This is a genomic window from Leptospira gomenensis (assembly GCF_004770155.1).
Taxonomy (GTDB): Bacteria; Spirochaetota; Leptospiria; order Leptospirales; family Leptospiraceae; genus Leptospira; species Leptospira gomenensis.
Map to the genome: position 1 here is coordinate 178,726 of NZ_RQFA01000028.1, position 15,978 is coordinate 194,703.

Here is a 15,978-nt window from a genome sequence, read left to right on the forward strand (position 1 = left end):
CAAAGGCCAAAGAACCGAATACTCTTCCCGATCTTTTTCCTTTTCCTGAACGAAAAGAAAAAGACCGACGGAACGGATAAAATCCGGACCCTTTCGTTGTTCCGCATAAATGGGAAATACCACACGATATTCCTCTTTCCCTGCGGTTCCCCAAAAGGTGGGCAAGGGTAAAGGGAAGGCGAAAATACGATCGTCGTCATTTTTTCCCCAGGTAAACCAGCCTAACGGAAGAATTCGGAAGTGTTTTTTTTCGTCTCCGGATTGATAACTCGCGATTCCGAACAGAAATTCCCAACCGAAATAATTACGCGAAGTTTCCCTCGCCAATTTTTTATAGGAAGCAAAACCGTTTTCCCGTGAATCCGAAATTCCTCTCTCTTCCGCGATGGACGACGAACGCGCGTTAGTCGAAACGGAATTTTTTATCGCGCTCTTGTCCGTAACGGAAGACGGAACTTCTTCGCGAACTTCTTGCTGAAAGAAATTCAGCGGATTGGAAATTTCCTTACGAAGAGAAACGCTGAATACGTTGTAGGCGAACGAATAATCCAGATCCACGTAGAACTGTTTATTCGATTCTCCGGATTTAACGGATGTATCAAAAGAACCGCCCGCTTGGGAAACCGAAAGTCCTCCGAAATACAGTTCCAAATTCTTGTTCCGTTCGTAATACTTCAGATAAAACGGAAACAGTATGTCCCCGGAGGACTCTTTACCCTTCCATTCGAAATAAAACGGAACGACGTATCGCGAACTCGTTTTCTCCTCCCGATTTTCTGAAGAATAATAGAACAACAACCAATCACGATCCGTAGTAGCGCTTCTCTGTCTGAAATGGATCGGACTAAAAGAAACGTAACGATCCCGATCCTGTCCGAATCGAAAGTAAAAAGGAATCCAAAGATTGAATTCGTTTTTCCGGTAATAATGAATCGGAAGAAACATGCGTGCGTTCGTATCACCTGACGAATCCTTCCATCGATAAAAAAGTCCGCCTAACCCTAAAAAGGCGGATCCGTCCGATTCTTCGGAAGAATAGTAAAACGGATGAAATCGCGTGAATGCACTACTTTCGTCCTTATAATCGTGATATCCTAATAGAAAGAATTCCTTCTTAGTGTCGGATCGATAACGATAATAAAGGGGTGCGATCGTTTCGAAGGCGTTCCCGTCTTGAAAATGGAAAAACCCGAATATTGGAAAATGTAGGTAGGAATCCTTTTCGTAAAATACGAACGGAACACTAAAGAACTTGGTCCAACCCTTTCCGTTCTCCCTCTGAACGAACGTGTTGAAATAATAATCCCGATAGATCTCTTCGGATCGGTATTGATAATAAAAAGGTCCGGCCCTGTGTGCGGAATTTCCGGCCCCTCTCCATGAAAAATAGAACGGCGCAAAATGAAAATACCTGCCTTCCCTTTCGAACCAAAACGGAAAAACGGTCAAAGCCGCGGTTTTTCCGTTTTCCCTTTCCCAATAAGTATTTAATATTAAATTTTTAGAATATTCAGAACCGGACCTACGATAAATCAGAGGAAGTGCGAGAAGAAGCGAATCCCCGTCGTCCAGATACGATCGGTGATAAAACGGAAGAAACGTGAAGTGCGAATCCTTCTTGTAAAACAAAAACGGAGCGAAAATCAATCGTTCCAGTCCGGAGCTACGATCGAATTCGGCGAAACTATTGATCGCGTAAAAGGTCCTTTTCCGGCGATCGACGGAATAATAATACAAAGGTCCCCAGACTCGAAAACGATTCTCCGTCTCCTCGTAATTCGAAAAATACAAAGGAAAGACGTTGAAAAAACTCCGAGTGTATTCCTTACCCCACCGAAAGAAGAAAAGATTTCGAGAACTCTTTTCTTCTCCTTCGTCAGCAGTATAAAAAAGTAAGGGTAAAAAAAATCGTCGCGAGGATTCGCCCGTGACGGAGATCGACTTATTCCAATAATAGAATAGAATCGGAGAAAATCCCCAATTCGAATAGTAGCCCGCTCCCGATTCCTCCGTTTCCCACCACAGCGGAGAATACAACGAGGAGGTTCTCACCGAATCGGACTGGCCTTTGGATCTGTAAAACAGCGGAAAAAACGCGAACGTGTATCCTCCGTTATGTTTTGATTCGGAATAGTAAAACAACGGAAACACTCGGAAATAACTTTTTTCCGAATCGTTACCCCATTGAAACAACGTAAACGTGGTTGCGGATTCTTCGACGGAACCCTTATGAAAAAACAACGCGGGGAGAATCATCGTAGAAGAGGATTTTTTTCCGTTTTCATTTTCGGTTTTCCGAATAAACAGAGGAAAAAAGCCGGGTATCATCAGGAAGTTATTTTCATAACCTGCACCGGAAGCCGAAGAATTATAGGCCAACCAAAAAAATTTCGTGTCCTCCTTCAAACCTCCCGAATCCGAGGAACTCCGGATCGAACGCGAGTAATAAAGCGGGGATAAAAACGAAACGTCCTCTTTCCCGTCCCTTTCGATGAAGCGATACGAGTAAAAAGGGAAAAGATAATTCATCGACGCCTTACCGGACTTCGCCGAAATCGAATTAAAAAAAGGGAATATTCTAAATTGATTGAATTTGGGATAATCCGTCTTGCGTATCAACCAAAACGCGTGCCAAGAGGAATGACCCGGCCAATCCTCCAGGTCGTAAACGATCGCGCGAATCGGAAACTTTTCCTCTTTTTCGCTTCCGAAAATCTCCTTTTTCTCGCGGATCAACTCGTCAAAAGGATCCTCTTCCGATTGGGAAAATAGCAGACCGGGAATCAAAAACAAGAAGAGAATACAAACTTCAAAAAATCGTTTTTGGGATTTTATCGGATTCATTTACAGATCTAATTCCACGAGTTTGGTTTTCGATTTTTCTCCGGATAAAATCCTTATCTTGGACTTTGCGATTCCGTATTCCTCGGATAGTGCAGCGATCACCGCCTCGTTCGCCTTTCCTTCCAGTGCGGGTTCGTGTACCGCAATCGTAACACTACCGTCCTCTTGTTTTTTGAGAAAGGTTTTTTTCGATTTCGGTTTAACCTTTACGGTAAGTTTCATTCCCCGACTTCAGACGTTTCCGCGTTTTTTTCCGATTTTCCCGATCAATAAACGGACGCCGTCCACCTTAAACACGAAACTCGACGCGAAAAAAACCAAAATCGCGGGTAGTATCGCGGCGCTTAAATCGATTCTCGAGGACATGGCATAACCGATTCCGCTAGATTCCAAGTAGTTTAGAAAAATTGAATATATAAATATTTTGTAAGAGAAAAGATAACTTCCCAAAAGGAGAAATGGTACGGCCATTTTCGAAATTTTCTTGAATAAACCGAGCCAAGGAAACTCCACTTTGTGTTTTTTTAGAAAAACGCCTAACAAAAGAAAGGTGATCGAAGCGGAAATCGCGGATGAAAGGGCGATCGCGGAGTGTTTTAAAAACAGAACAAGGACAAGATTGAGTAGGATATTGATCGCGAAAGAAACCGACTGGATCTTCAAGGGTGTTTTCGTATCCTGAAACGCGTAATAGGAGGAGATTAGAATTTTATTAACGCTAAAAAAAGGAATGGCTGTCGAATAAAAGATCAAAGGAAGAGTGGCCGTATGGGTCGCGATATGATCCCATTTCCCTCCGTAATAGATTGCGTCCAAAATAGGACCGGCAAGAAACGTCATTCCCAAAGCCGCGGGTACGGTCAAAAACACGGCGAACTCCAATGCTCCGGAAAGTTCCTTACCCACAGAACCCAACTCTTCCCGCTTTAGGGATTGTAATAACGCGGGAAGAATCGTCGTAGCAAGAGCGACTCCGATGATTCCCGTAGGAAGCTGAACCAACCTTTGTGAATAGTCCAAACTCACGACGGCCCCCAAACCGGGATTATGGTTCTGAACCCAGTTGGCCAAAAAGATATCCACCAAAAGACTGAGTTGATAAAACCCTCCTCCCAAGGCGGCGGGCAACATCAAACGAAATATCTTTTTGATCGCAGGATGTTTCCAATTCAGATTGATCTTTGGCAGATCCCCCTTTTTCCGTACATACCAGACCTGGACCGCCAATTGCAGAAATCCACCGATTACGATGGCGGAACAAAGTACGATCACACGATCGTGCACCTCGTCGATAAACGGGAAGAGGAAAAAGAAAGTGAATAGATAACTGCAGTTGAGTAGGATAGGAGACAGAGACGGAACGAAAAATCGGTTTTTGGAATTGGAAATTGCCATGAATATGGCGGACAAACTGGCGGTAACGATTAAGAAAAACAGAATATACGTAAGTTCTACCACCAGATTCGAATATTCTTCGGAACCGCCGACGAGAATCGGCAGAAAAAAAGGCGCGAAAAAAAAAGTCCCGGCGACTAACAACGAAAGTACGAAAAACAGAAACGAAAGTACGGCACCGCTCATCACCTTCGCTTCCTCGTCGCTTATTTTCCCCGATTCGGAATACAAGGGCATAAAAGACTGGGAAAGGGTTCCTTCGGCCAAAAGATTTCGAAACATATTAGGAAGTCTGTATGCTACCGAAAACGCGGAGGCGACCATTCCGGTTCCGAAAGAAATCGCCATAAAATGGTCCCGTAAAAGACCCAGAATTCTGGATAGGAAGGTATAAAACGATAATGCGATACTTCGCGATGCTGCGTCGGACAACTAAGGACTTCCTAGAAGTTTTTCCAGGTATCGAACTCCGCCCATGGCGTTCAGGTCAAACTCAATCCGACACGCGGGACAAAGATAACGCCCCGGTTTCGAGACGCGAACCCTGGTTCCGCAGGCTTCGCAATGAATGACTCGTTTCGGGAAATTTTTTTCTTCGTGTATCTCGTGAATCGCCTTCTCCAGGACGGATTTGGCGGAATAACCTTCTCCGCTCATACGTTCGGATTTCGCCAAAATTCCCTCCGGAGAAAGGGAAGAAACTTCCGCAACGGAAACGATTTCCGAGCCGAGCAAAGATTCCTTTGCCGAGTTTTCCGACGACGTCGCACCCGTGGAAAATTTCGTTTCCGGAGGTTTCGAAGCGATTTCCTCCGTATCGGGCAAGGTTTGTATTTCAGGAATATAAATCGAATGTGATCCGCCCGAGCCGGAACGATCCTTGGGACCAGAAGAGTAAAACTGGACCGGTTGGTTCCGTTTGATTTTGGAAATCGGGGAAGTTTTTATTTCCGAATTTCTTTGATCCAGGATCTTGATCAGACTGAGATATTCTTCCGCACGATGGTGATCCTCGAAAAAGGCGATCCGTTTTCCGAAACCCAAAAAGCTGAGAAGCGTTTTACATTCTTCGTTAAACGCGCAATAGGCGGAGGAAGCTCCTCTGTTTTTCAGAAAATTTTCGAACTTGGCGAGAACGGAAATTCCCTCCGCTTCCAGATATTCAAGCTCCTCGCAGGAAAATAAAAATTTACGGACTCCCTCTTCCCACTTGGATTTCAGATACGAATAGAAATCCTCCGCACTTCCGGAATCCAATCTTCCTTTGAGTTTGAGTTTGAGGATATTGCCTGTAAGTCTGGATCGAATTTCCACGTTTTTTCCGTTACCCTAAATAGATGGCGTCGAGCACTTCCGCCTGCGGAGAAGCCGCACCGGTCGTAAGAGTTGGAACGGCATAAGGAGCCGAATGGATTTGCGAAACCGGAACTTCGACCACACCCGAATTCTCGCGATTCTCAGAAACGAAGACGGAGGTTCCCGCTGAAACGGAGTTCGCGGACACGTTTTCAAGCGGTTGTGAAACGGCGATCGGAGGTTCGGAAATAGAAGCCGCGGTCAAAACGGGAACGTTTTCGGATTCACCGGAAACGGAAGGAGAGGAGTTTCCTAAAGTTCCGGGAAACGGCACCGAATCCAAGGGACTGGACTGTTTGGAAACGACAGGCACGTTAGTCGCGCTTGTAACCGAAACTTTTTCGACCAAAGGACGCGATGAAAGGTCGGGAAAGGATTCCTTTTTGGAATTTCCGAGAGTAAGTAATAAATAAATAAATTCCAAAAATAAGGCCGCTCCGAGAGCGATCAGGGAATAATTTCTCGAAAGCCATTCCAACAATTCCGTTTGTCTCGCGACGAATTTGCGGAAGTTTCCCCGATCGTAGATCATATGAATGGAGGCGACTCGCTCCAGTTTGACGGGATGATAGACCGCGGCGGAAAGTAGGATTTCCGGTTCGTTGATTTCGGGGAAGTAGGATTCCAATTTGGAGAATATTCCGTTTTTTGAAACCGATTCCTTTTTTTGTCCGAGCAGAACCGGAATTCCGATCTGCCATTTTCGAAGACGAAACGCGCGCGTGTACAGAACGTCCTGATACAAAGCGGTCGGTTTTCTTTTTTTCAGATCTTCCTGCAAGTATTCCGGGTTGGAATGTGCGAGAACCGTCCCGTCCTCCGTGGTCATAAAAAGTTCGCGAATCGTATAACCGTCCGCGTCCTTTGCGGAAAGTTTCGTCATCCTGGAAAATACGAAATTCATATCTTCGAAGGAACGATCCGCTCCCGAATTTTCCGCGGCTTTAGCGAGTGTGGAGAGAGTATCCCTCGCCCGGTTGTCCGAAGCGATTTTCAGAAGTTCGTAGGAAGCCAAAGAAGATTCCAAAAACGACCAGGCCACGGCTCCGAGAGCTACCGCTTCGCAGACGATCAGCAATAGGAAAAAATAGAATATGTTTTTGAAAATCTTCACTCTACGACCTCTTTCTTTCAATCGGTAGAAACGAGGTCTTCTCTTGAGGATAAAAATAGGGACGAATGCCCTCTTTTAAACGGAAACGATTCCGTTTGCGGCGGAATCGAGAAACGCGCCCAAATTTTTACGCACGTTGGAAATAAATTCCGCGCGTTTGGAAACACCGGAGTCGAGGCCCAGGTTTCGAATGTTGGTCATATCCGTCCAATTTCTCCCGCAGGGATGAATCCGACGAAAGGTTTGGAAATCGTTGTTTACGTTAAACGCGATTCCGTAACTCGTAAAAAAGGATTTGAAATTGACCCCGATGGAACAGATTTTTTTCGTAGGATCCGAGGCCAAATACAGACCGAAGGCCTCGGGATTGAGTTCCAACGCAAGGTTCCAGGTTTGTAGTGCGGCGGAGGTCAGAGCTCCCAAAAAATTCTCCAAATAGGAGCGAATGGAAAGACTTCTCTTTTTGAGATCCACATGCGCGTAGATGACGAGCTGTCCGGGTTCGTGCGCCGTAAAATCCCCTCCTCTTTGGATAAAATGAACGTCGATGCCTTTGGATTTGAGAAATTCCTCTCCGAAAAGCAGATTCTCAAGATTATAATTGCTTCCCGCGGTGATTGTAGGAGCGTGTTCCAAAAACAAAATGGATTCTTTCCGGAACTTTCGAAATTTTTCCTGCAATTCCACATAACGAAGGTACGGAAATTCTCCCTCGAGTTCGATCATTCTCATTAGATTCTTTATATGGAAAAACTTTTAGAAGTCATCTCTTTTATCCTGCAAAAGTCTCCGAATGGAAGGGATCGCCTATCCCTTTCCAAATTGATCTATTATGCGGATGGCGTATATTTCCAAAAAAACGCGAAGTTGATCACCAACCAAACCTACATTCATTTGGAAGATTCTCCTTGTGCTTTGGAATTTCAATCTGCGTTGCTGCATCTCCGAAAAAACGGTCTAATCGATATACGCCCCCGATTGACCGAAAAGGGAATTTCCGGATTTCAAATCGTTTGGACGGGGGAGCCGGGAGAAGAAGCGGTGGACTTGAATCGTCAGGAAAAACGGATTCTAAGGAAGGTTCTGGAGAATTTTAAGAACGCGGTTTATGATGAAAATCGAGTTTATCCCAATCTCTACGAAAATTACATTATTTCTCCTCTTTTCGCGGAAATTCCGTTTAGTATGGATACTCTGAACACCAAAATTCACTTTTTTAAACGGAAAACGCTTTTAAATATCTCCGGTAAAATTTTTAAGGTACTATTCAGTGAATAACGGGATCCTAAGATGCAGATAACCGTAATGAAAGGGAAAATACACCGGGCGACGGTAACGGATGCGGACCTGAATTACGAGGGAAGCCTGACCGTGGATATGGATCTCGTGGATGCAGCGGGAATGCGCGTGTACGAGAAGGTTTCCGTCGTCAACGTCAACAACGGCGCCCGTTTCGAAACCTATATCATCGAAGGGAAACGGGGTTCCGGAGAAATTTGCCTCAACGGAGCGGCGGCTCGTTTGGGAATGAAAGGCGACAAAGTCATCATCATAACGTATGCGCAGGTCGAAGAATCCGAGCTTCCTACAGATTACAGTCCGAAAATCGTTCATGTGGACGAAAAAAATCGGAAGCGGTAATTTTTACAAAAAACGACTTTCCCTCCTAATTTCCGGCTTTTCTTGGCCGATAGTAATTAGTAAGAATTCCATCGGAACAAATCATTATGAAATCTTTTTTGAGAATTTCTGTTTGCCTAATCCTTCTTTTCCTCGGCCAGGCCGGGTTTAGTCAAAACGCCGAAAAACCGGATCCAAACAAAAAGGACGGAGGAACGGATTATTACCCTCTCGCCTATTACGACGAACGTTTAACGGTAAAAAATATCTCTTTCTTTCGTAGACATTCGGACAACGGGAAGGGCGAATTTTTGGACGTAATGGTGGAGATGGAGAACCGGGATTTCGAACCTGCAAAATTTTCGGTGTACGTCTTAGCGGTGAACGAATCGTCTGCGATCAATCCCGATAAACGAGAACTGGTTCCTTTCCCGAAATGGAGAGGCTATGACGTCGAAAATTCTACCTTTATCGTGAACTTTCAAAATCTTATGCCGAACAAACTCGATCCAAAATCCGTTTGGGGAGAGGAAAAATTCAATAAGGTCAAAAAAGAATACGACGATAAGATCGCTCGGGGTGAGAGCGTAAAGATGGGAAATCCCGCCTTGACTGAAATGATTACGTATTTGACCAATCATTCGGAAAATGCGCTGGAGTTTACGATTTTTGGAGAACAAGGACCAAAAAAGGACCAAGTGCTTTTGAGCAACTTCGTGGATCAAACCGAAGACGAAAAGAAAAGACAGGCCCACGAAACTCTCAACAAACACACATATACGATCTACAACGCTAAATACAAGGCGACGTTGATGTCTCACCATTATACGGAATACAGACCGGGATATCTTACTTACAACAAGGTCGTGATTTTGATTTTTAATCCTCTGAAAGAAAAAAACAAACTGGTCTACAGAAGATTCATCGATGTGACCGGCCTAAAACTCCTCAATTAGAATTTCTCGTAATTCCGACAATAATCCGTTCAGGCGGGAATGTTTCCGCCTGCGCGACAACACGGTTCTCCTATTTCCCCTTTTGAAAAATTCGCTCGACGCGGGCTTTTGTTCTACCTACAAACCACGTGGTACCTCCCGCAATTCCGAGTAAAAAAACGTTATTCCCCAAGGGCAAAGAAACAAACAAGATTTAGCAAAATAGAAGCTGCTTGAAAACAAAGGAAGGAAAGGGAAAACAAAGGAAACGATCGAAACGATCAAAAACGGAGATAAGAAATTGCGAAATTGTCGAGTTCGAAAAAAGACGTTTCGTTTATCTCAAAAAGACTTTCGAGAACGTTTGGATTGTTTCTTGTACCGTTCAATGCTTTCCGGAACATAGCGAGTGGACCAATCCGCCCCACTCATGTTTTTTTCGATCCAACCGGTTCCGTGGTCCCAACGACCATCGGAAAGAAAATCGAAGAAATAAGATGAATTCATGTACCGATACGAGTCCATGATATCGAGAATATCCCGTTTTACGGGGAAACCCTGGCCGTTTTCGCTTTCCGAAAAGAAGCTATTGTCCATTGGTTCAATCCTAAGAATGGGTTCCACGGTTGTCCATTCTTTTTATTATGTTCGCATTCATTGGACCGTTTCTTCGCCCCAGAGAGTCGGTTGATTTTCATTATATTTCGCTCTTTCCCGGAAACGAGCGTGTTTTCTTTCCTCCCAACTTTTTCCGTGAAGCACTTCTTGCCGACGTTTTTTGAGTTTCTGCGCCTCCTGGAGAATTCCTTCGAGTTTTTCCTCTAAAAAATATCGAATTTGTCGCTCCATCTCACTCTCGCTTTTTTGAATCAATCCCATATTCCCCCTCCCCACCGGAGTCTTGGGAAGAGTTTACCAGCCACTCCGGACAAGAATTTTCGGAAAGACTGGATTTATTTCCGAAACGACCAAAAATTTGCAGGAGAAAGGCGGAAGAAATGTTAAATATAACGGAGCTGACCGAAACACTTCTAAACGGAAAAGACATAGATATAGAATATAAATTCGTAACGGAAGAAGATCACCAACAACTCTATAATTTATTGCTAAGTATTTTAGGCAAAATAGACAGACTTTTTTTGACGGAAGTCTTATCCACAATACTTAAAGAAATTCTAATGAACGCCAATAAGGCGAATGCGAAACGGATTTTTTTCCTAAAAAAAAGCCTCGATATAAACAACGCAGATCATTATTCCAAAGGAATGAGGACGTTTCAGGAAGAGATCACACACCACTGGGACGATCAAAGGGAAACGTTGCAGAACAGCAGTTTCGGAATTCATTTCCGCGCAAAAATCATCAATAACAGCTTGGCCATTTTAGTGGAGAACGACGCTGCGCTTCTGCCTCAAGAGGTGGAACGAATCAAAAAAAGAATCGAATCCGCAAAAAAATACAACGACCTTTCGGACGCGTTTATGGACATTTCCGATTCCCAGGAAAGCGCCGGGCTCGGCCTCGTACTCGTACAACTGCTCCTCAAAAATTCCGGAATCGGGGCAGACAAATTCAAGGTGGACTCGGACGGTAAATTGACCAGGGCTACGCTTCTGGTTCCGCAACAAATCGTTCCGATAGACATCACCACAAAACTCAAAGAAAGAATCCTAGCTGAAATAGAAGGCCTTCCCCCTCTTCCGAATACCCTGACTCGAATCATTTCGCTTTGCAACAATCCCGACTCCGATTTAGGAATCATCGCCAATGAAATCGAGAAAAATCCGGCTTTGAGCGCGGACCTTTTGAAACTTTCCAATTCGGCTGGATTCGCCAGTAGAAACAAGGTGAACACGATCGTCCAAGCGGTGAAGGTAGTGGGACTTAAAAACGTGAGGAACCTACTCTACGTCTCCGGAGTTAGAAAGATCATGGATGGACGTTATGCGAAACTGCAAGAGGTCTGGAATCATTCGAATATGTGCAGTTTTTTTATAAGAAATATCGCCGGCCGCGGCGGAATGACAAGGGTCGCGGATATCGCCGCGGCCGGCGCCCTTCTCCACGATCTCGGCAAATTCATATTACTCTCCTTGGATAGAAAACTTTTTGTCAAACTCTCCAATTATCAAAAAGACCGCGACTTCGGAAGCTCAACGATATTAGAGGAGATTTCGATAGGGATCTCCCACCCTACGTTAGGCGGTCTTCTCGCGAAAAAATGGGATTTTCCGCCCGACCTTGTGCAAATGATCGAATTCCATCATAGGCCGTTCATGTGTATAGACAGCGTATATCACGACTTGGTTGAATTGGTTTATCTGGCGAATATGATGGTGGACTGCATCGACAAAAAGGCGTCTTTCTTTACGATCGACGAAACAGTGTTGCAGAAATACGATCTCGCGGACAAAAAGACCTTCGAAGAAACCGGCGAAAAACTGAGAAAACTGTACGATATCGCAAGAATGGAGAATTAGATTTTTTGAATATAACTTCCCTTCTTTCCGTGGAGAACGTGGATTATCGGCCTTCCGGAAACGACATCCTGAAATCCGTCAGCTTCGAAATTTACGAACACGAGCACTGTGTTCTTTTGGGAAGAAACGGCGCCGGAAAAAGTACTCTGGTAAATCTTATCTACGGGATGATATGGGCAACTTCCGGAAAAATCCGACTTTTCGGTGAAACCTACGGAGAGACGGCGATTCAGGATCTGAGAAAACGGATCGGAATATTGGATTCTTCCCAACAGGAGAACGCGCTTCAAAAAAAACTCACCGTGTTAGACGTAGTCTTAACCGGTTTGTTTCATACCGTGGGTTATTATAGGGATCCGACTCGCGACGAACTGGATAAGGCCGTTCATATTCTTGAAGAAACGAATCTCCTGCGAAAGAAGGATCAGTTCTACTCCACATTGTCTTCCGGGGAGAAGAAGAAGATTTTGTTTTTACGGAGTTTGGTGGCGGAACCGGATCTTCTGATTTTGGACGAGCCTTGTTCGTCTTTGGATCTGACCGCAAGAGAGGACTTTTTGGGATTTCTACGGGAATATCACAGCCGACGAAACTTCACGTCCTTATACATAACACATCGCCTCGAGGAAATTCCGGAATTTTATACGAAGGCCGTTTTACTCAAAGACGGCAAAACCGTGATCACAGGACCGATCGAAGTTTGTTTTAGCAGAGAGTTTCTAGAAGTATTATACGACTTAAAACTGCGTGTTCAAAAAACCGAAGGAGTTTGGTCCGTAATTCCGGAAAGAACAAAGTGAAAAAATAAATCGCCGCGTTTCGGGCCTCATTCCCAAAGGAGAGGAAAAGGAATTCGAAGTCCAATCTAGAATAAAACGAAAAGAGATCGATTAAACCGAAGTCGAGGACGGAAGATCGTAGCTGACGAATTCGCAATCGGGAAAACGATCGCATTGATAAAATTCCTTCTTTTTCGCGGTTTTCTTCCTTTGAAGAGCGCCCGTTTTGCAAAGAGGACAAGTTCCCCAACCGATCTTTTTTTTCTCCTCTCTTACGACGGCCCAATTTTTTCGGAAGTCGTTCGAGTTCAGTTTGCTAGTTTCTATCTGATACTTCAAATCCGACCAAAGTCGGTTTAATATCTCGAGAGAATTCGCCTCTCCTTTTTCCACCCGATCCAAAGAGTTTTCCAATTCCGCCGTAAACTTTTCGCGGAACAATTCTCCAAAACCGGTCTGAAGAAAAAAATTCACCTTTTCCCCCAAGGGAAGCGGAAAAAAAGAATTACGATCCTTATCGACGTATTTTCGTTTGAGAAGAGTTTCGGCGACAGCTGCGTACGTGGACGGGCGACCGATCCCTTCTTTTTCCAAACGAGATACGAGAGAACCTTCCGTATAACGGTGCGGAGGTTCCGTTGTCTGGGTCAGCGCTTCCGTTTTTTCGGGGAAAATCGTTTGCCCTTTTTTCCAAACCGGAATTTCCTTTTCCGTGATTTCGTTTAGAATTTTAAAACCCGGAAAGGTCGTCCGTTTCGTTTCGAGGGAAAAAATTTCGTCTTTTACAAAAATAGAATATTCTGTTTTTTGAAACTCTTCCGGAGGAAGCAGGCTGGCAACGGTTCTTTTCCAGATCAGCTCGTAGAGGAATGTTTGGTCTTTACTCAAAATTTTTCCCGCTAAATCTGGAGTAAAACCTGGATCCGTAACTCGGATCGCCTCGTGCGCGTCCTGAATATTTTTCGTATTTTTTTTTCCCACTTTCGTTCGATTTTCGTAGGGAACAAAATAATCTTCTCCGTAACGGGAACGGATCCAAGACGAGGTTCGCGATACGAATTCGGGATTCAGGCGAACCGAGTCAGTCCGCATATATGTGATTAATCCCTCCCGTTGTCCCTGTCCTAAATCCACGCCTTCGTAGAGAGTTTGCGCCAAGTTCATCGTTTTTCTCGAACTGAAATGGAATCTCCGAAACGCCTCTTGTTGAAGACTAGCCGTTTGAAACGGAGGAGGAGGAAAATTCTTACCCGCGCTTTCCTTTTTTGTCGCGATGATCAATTCTTTTTCTTCCTCGATGTCTTTCAGAATGGAATCCGCTTTTTCCCTAGAATCGATACGATCTCCTTTTCTTTGGAAAATCCCCTCGATACCGTTTTTATCTTTCGTATAAATTAAAATTTTATAATATGTTTCGGGTTGGAAAACGCGTATCTCATTCTCGCGTTCGCAGATCCATTTTAGCGCGACCGACTGCACGCGCCCTGCGGATAAACCGGGTCCGATTTCCTTCCACAAAACCGGACTTACGAAATACCCGATTAAACGGTCCCCGATTCTTCTCGCTTTTTGCGCGTCCACGAGAGATTGACTGATCGATGTGGGGTTTTGGATCGAACTTCGAATCGCATTCTTCGTGACTTCCGTAAAACGTATTCGAAAGACGTTCGATTTTTTTTTGAACCGTTCGAGTAGATACGAGCTGATGAACTCTCCCTCTCGATCGGGATCGGTCGCCAAATAAACGGCGTCGGATTCTTTTGCTGCCTTTATGATTTCGGAAATAACTTTTTTCTTTCCAGGAAGAGGAACGTATTCCGGTTCGAATGCATTTTTTAGATCCACGCCGAGGGTCGCTTTAGGAAGATCGGCGACATGTCCTAAAGTGGATAAAATTCTATATTCTTTCCCTAAGTAACCAGCGATCGTCTTCGCTTTGGAAGGGGATTCTACGATAAAAAGATATACCACGCGCTTTCAGAGTTGAACGCGTATCGAGGTTTTCAATCAAATATCCGTTTTGTTACGTCCGGTTTTTGTGTTTTATGGCGAAATACGGTAGTCGGATCCGGTTCTCCAGTATGCGCCTACGAACTGGGAAGACGGAGGAGGTTCAGGATCTCTTTTGGACCGACTCTGGGAGCAGAAGAAAGTAACGAAGCATCAGAGAATTTTGTTGGAAGCGGAGAGTCCTTTTTTCGAACTTTGTATGACAATACCTCCCCCATCGTAACGTTTTTTCGAAGTTTTCGAGTTTGTTTTGATTCTACACGTTTGAATTTTTGATTCCTCCGATACGCGAAATGAGATCACATTTATCTATCAGGCGAAACATCCAGATACTCGCTCCGAAAAGCGAAACTTTCGTGGAAAAATGAATCCGAGCGGTACCACGGAATCGTGGCTCGATGATTCACCCTTTGGTCGATCTTAAGCAGGCAGTCAAAACGATTTAAATATTTATGATTTTCTAAAGTATTTTTCGTATCATTTAATTGGAATGGATCAGGAGTAAAATCGGATTCTTCGGTTTCTTTATGAATCTGATTTATATTTCTAATTTCGTTTTGGTTGCGCTTTATCCAGTTTTTCAACTGTTCACATCCGTTCGCACTCATTCGCATACTTTGAATATTGTTCGTATTCTCTGCCGAAGAGAGTATGAATCTGATTACATATACGAAAACTACATTCTTTCGGGCCCTTGATTGTGAGTTCTATACATGGATTGCGTTGTTGCGTTATGGATAAGATTTGGGATCTAGTTCGTCTTTTTAAAGAAAATTTCGTTTGTGCTGGTGTTTGTCGGCGCCTTGCCCGCGACTTTTTTTCATCGGAAGCGTGACATTCGTGCAAGCCGTGGAACCGAGTGTGGTATGGGATATTTACTGCTCAACAACGAAGAAGAAATTTCCTCTCGTTTACAAAATGACAGAAAGGAAACGGTGACCTTGCTCGTTCCGGAAGAAACCTGGCTTCGGTATGGAGAGCGATATGGGGAGGCTGCCGCGCGTCGTCTTCCGAAGAAAATTCCCGAGTTGTTGCGAACCTACGCCAAGTTTTTGACCGCGACCAAACGTTTGGGCAAGAAAGCGGGAACGACGTTGTATCAGCCTTCTACCTCTGCTTCAGCGTCTGCTGTGGCGGCGGCCGTGGACCGCCGTCGAACTTCGTTTGGTTCTGAGGCGCCGGAAGAGGGAGCTAAGGATGCGCCACCTAACAATGACCAGGCGACTGGCGATTCTGCAGATGGCGTCAGTCCAGAGCTTCGTGCACTTCGAACGGAGCGAAACGGATTGTGGGGGGAGCAGAATTGGAATTTGTCGAGAGAACGGGATTTGCCGGAAGATCAGAATTCGCTGGAAAACTTGGACCCGGCGGGAGAACAGAATTTGTCGAGAAAACAGGATTCGTCGGAAGATCAGGACCCGGCGAAGGGGCAAGAGCCGATGTCG

General features: G+C 44.6%; 14 protein-coding genes and 2 pseudogenes. 6 read left to right on the plus strand and 10 right to left on the minus strand.

The features are described from left to right. Nucleotides 1–12: 12 nt before the first annotated feature. The 6 genes and pseudogenes from EHQ17_RS20390 to lipB form a co-directional block, all read right to left on the minus strand. Nucleotides 13–1,239: pseudogene (locus EHQ17_RS20390) on the minus strand (LA_1737 family protein); the annotation flags it as partial. 1,605 nt (nucleotides 1,240–2,844) lie between these two features. After that, on the minus strand, nucleotides 2,845–3,066 hold the full coding sequence (locus EHQ17_RS06580) for a DUF167 domain-containing protein (RefSeq protein ID WP_135592619.1): 222 nt from the start codon (nucleotides 3,064–3,066) through the stop codon (nucleotides 2,845–2,847). A gap of 9 nt (nucleotides 3,067–3,075) precedes the next feature. Continuing rightward, on the minus strand, nucleotides 3,076–4,671 hold the full coding sequence (gene murJ, locus EHQ17_RS06585; protein WP_135592621.1) for a murein biosynthesis integral membrane protein MurJ: 1,596 nt from the start codon (nucleotides 4,669–4,671) through the stop codon (nucleotides 3,076–3,078). After that, entirely contained in the window at nucleotides 4,672–5,553 is an 882-nt protein-coding gene (locus EHQ17_RS06590) for an STAS domain-containing protein (RefSeq protein WP_135592623.1), read from the minus strand. A gap of 10 nt (nucleotides 5,554–5,563) precedes the next feature. Continuing rightward, entirely contained in the window at nucleotides 5,564–6,709 is a 1,146-nt protein-coding gene (locus EHQ17_RS06595) for an LIC_12071 family protein (RefSeq protein WP_135592625.1), read from the minus strand. Between the two features lie 75 nt (nucleotides 6,710–6,784). Next, nucleotides 6,785–7,435: a lipoyl(octanoyl) transferase LipB gene (gene lipB, locus EHQ17_RS06600; protein ID WP_135592655.1), complete on the minus strand. Its 651-nt coding sequence runs from the start codon at nucleotides 7,433–7,435 to the stop codon at nucleotides 6,785–6,787. Between the two features lie 18 nt (nucleotides 7,436–7,453). On the opposite strand from lipB, the gene EHQ17_RS06605 reads away from it, so the two are divergent. The 3 genes from EHQ17_RS06605 (at nucleotide 7,454) to EHQ17_RS06615 (ending at nucleotide 9,285) form a co-directional block, all read left to right on the plus strand. Next, on the plus strand, nucleotides 7,454–7,987 hold the full coding sequence (locus EHQ17_RS06605; RefSeq protein ID WP_135592627.1) for a type II toxin-antitoxin system antitoxin SocA domain-containing protein: 534 nt from the start codon (nucleotides 7,454–7,456) through the stop codon (nucleotides 7,985–7,987). A 12-nt stretch (nucleotides 7,988–7,999) separates the two neighbouring features. Next, entirely contained in the window at nucleotides 8,000–8,350 is a 351-nt protein-coding gene (panD, locus tag EHQ17_RS06610) for an aspartate 1-decarboxylase (RefSeq protein WP_167881236.1), read from the plus strand. An 86-nt stretch (nucleotides 8,351–8,436) separates the two neighbouring features. Continuing rightward, nucleotides 8,437–9,285 carry a hypothetical protein gene (locus EHQ17_RS06615; RefSeq protein ID WP_135592629.1) on the plus strand — a complete coding sequence of 283 codons (849 nt, stop codon included), beginning with the start codon at nucleotides 8,437–8,439 and terminating at the stop codon, nucleotides 9,283–9,285. Nucleotides 9,286–9,606: 321 nt separating this feature from the next. On the opposite strand, the gene EHQ17_RS06620 is transcribed toward EHQ17_RS06615, so the two are convergent. Both EHQ17_RS06620 and EHQ17_RS06625 read right to left on the minus strand, forming a co-directional pair. Next, the gene (locus EHQ17_RS06620; protein WP_210412916.1) at nucleotides 9,607–9,888 is read right to left on the minus strand and encodes a hypothetical protein; all 282 of its coding nucleotides are present in this window, start codon (nucleotides 9,886–9,888) and stop codon (nucleotides 9,607–9,609) included. Beyond that, nucleotides 9,872–10,143 (minus strand): annotated as a pseudogene (locus EHQ17_RS06625) (hypothetical protein). Before EHQ17_RS06625 ends, EHQ17_RS06620 begins: the two are co-directional and overlap by 17 nt. A gap of 119 nt (nucleotides 10,144–10,262) precedes the next feature. Between EHQ17_RS06625 and EHQ17_RS06635 the strand changes: the two are divergent. Together EHQ17_RS06635 and EHQ17_RS06640 are read left to right on the plus strand one after the other, a co-directional pair. After that, nucleotides 10,263–11,744: an HDOD domain-containing protein gene (locus EHQ17_RS06635; RefSeq protein WP_135592635.1), complete on the plus strand. Its 1,482-nt coding sequence runs from the start codon at nucleotides 10,263–10,265 to the stop codon at nucleotides 11,742–11,744. Between the two features lie 5 nt (nucleotides 11,745–11,749). Further along, nucleotides 11,750–12,544, plus strand: coding sequence for an ABC transporter ATP-binding protein (locus tag EHQ17_RS06640; protein WP_135592637.1), 795 nt, complete (start codon nucleotides 11,750–11,752; stop codon nucleotides 12,542–12,544). Nucleotides 12,545–12,634: 90 nt separating this feature from the next. Here EHQ17_RS06640 and topA read toward each other — a convergent pair whose 3' ends face one another. Then, complete coding sequence (gene topA / locus EHQ17_RS06645) at nucleotides 12,635–14,494, minus strand: type I DNA topoisomerase (protein ID WP_135592639.1); 1,860 nt, start codon at nucleotides 14,492–14,494, stop codon at nucleotides 12,635–12,637. A 344-nt stretch (nucleotides 14,495–14,838) separates the two neighbouring features. Continuing rightward, on the minus strand, nucleotides 14,839–15,117 hold the full coding sequence (locus tag EHQ17_RS06650; RefSeq protein WP_135592641.1) for a hypothetical protein: 279 nt from the start codon (nucleotides 15,115–15,117) through the stop codon (nucleotides 14,839–14,841). Between the two features lie 282 nt (nucleotides 15,118–15,399). Between EHQ17_RS06650 and EHQ17_RS06655 the strand changes: the two genes are divergently transcribed. Continuing rightward, nucleotides 15,400–15,978 (plus strand): DUF1564 family protein (locus EHQ17_RS06655; RefSeq protein ID WP_135736162.1); only part of this gene is annotated, 579 nt, incomplete at its 3' end.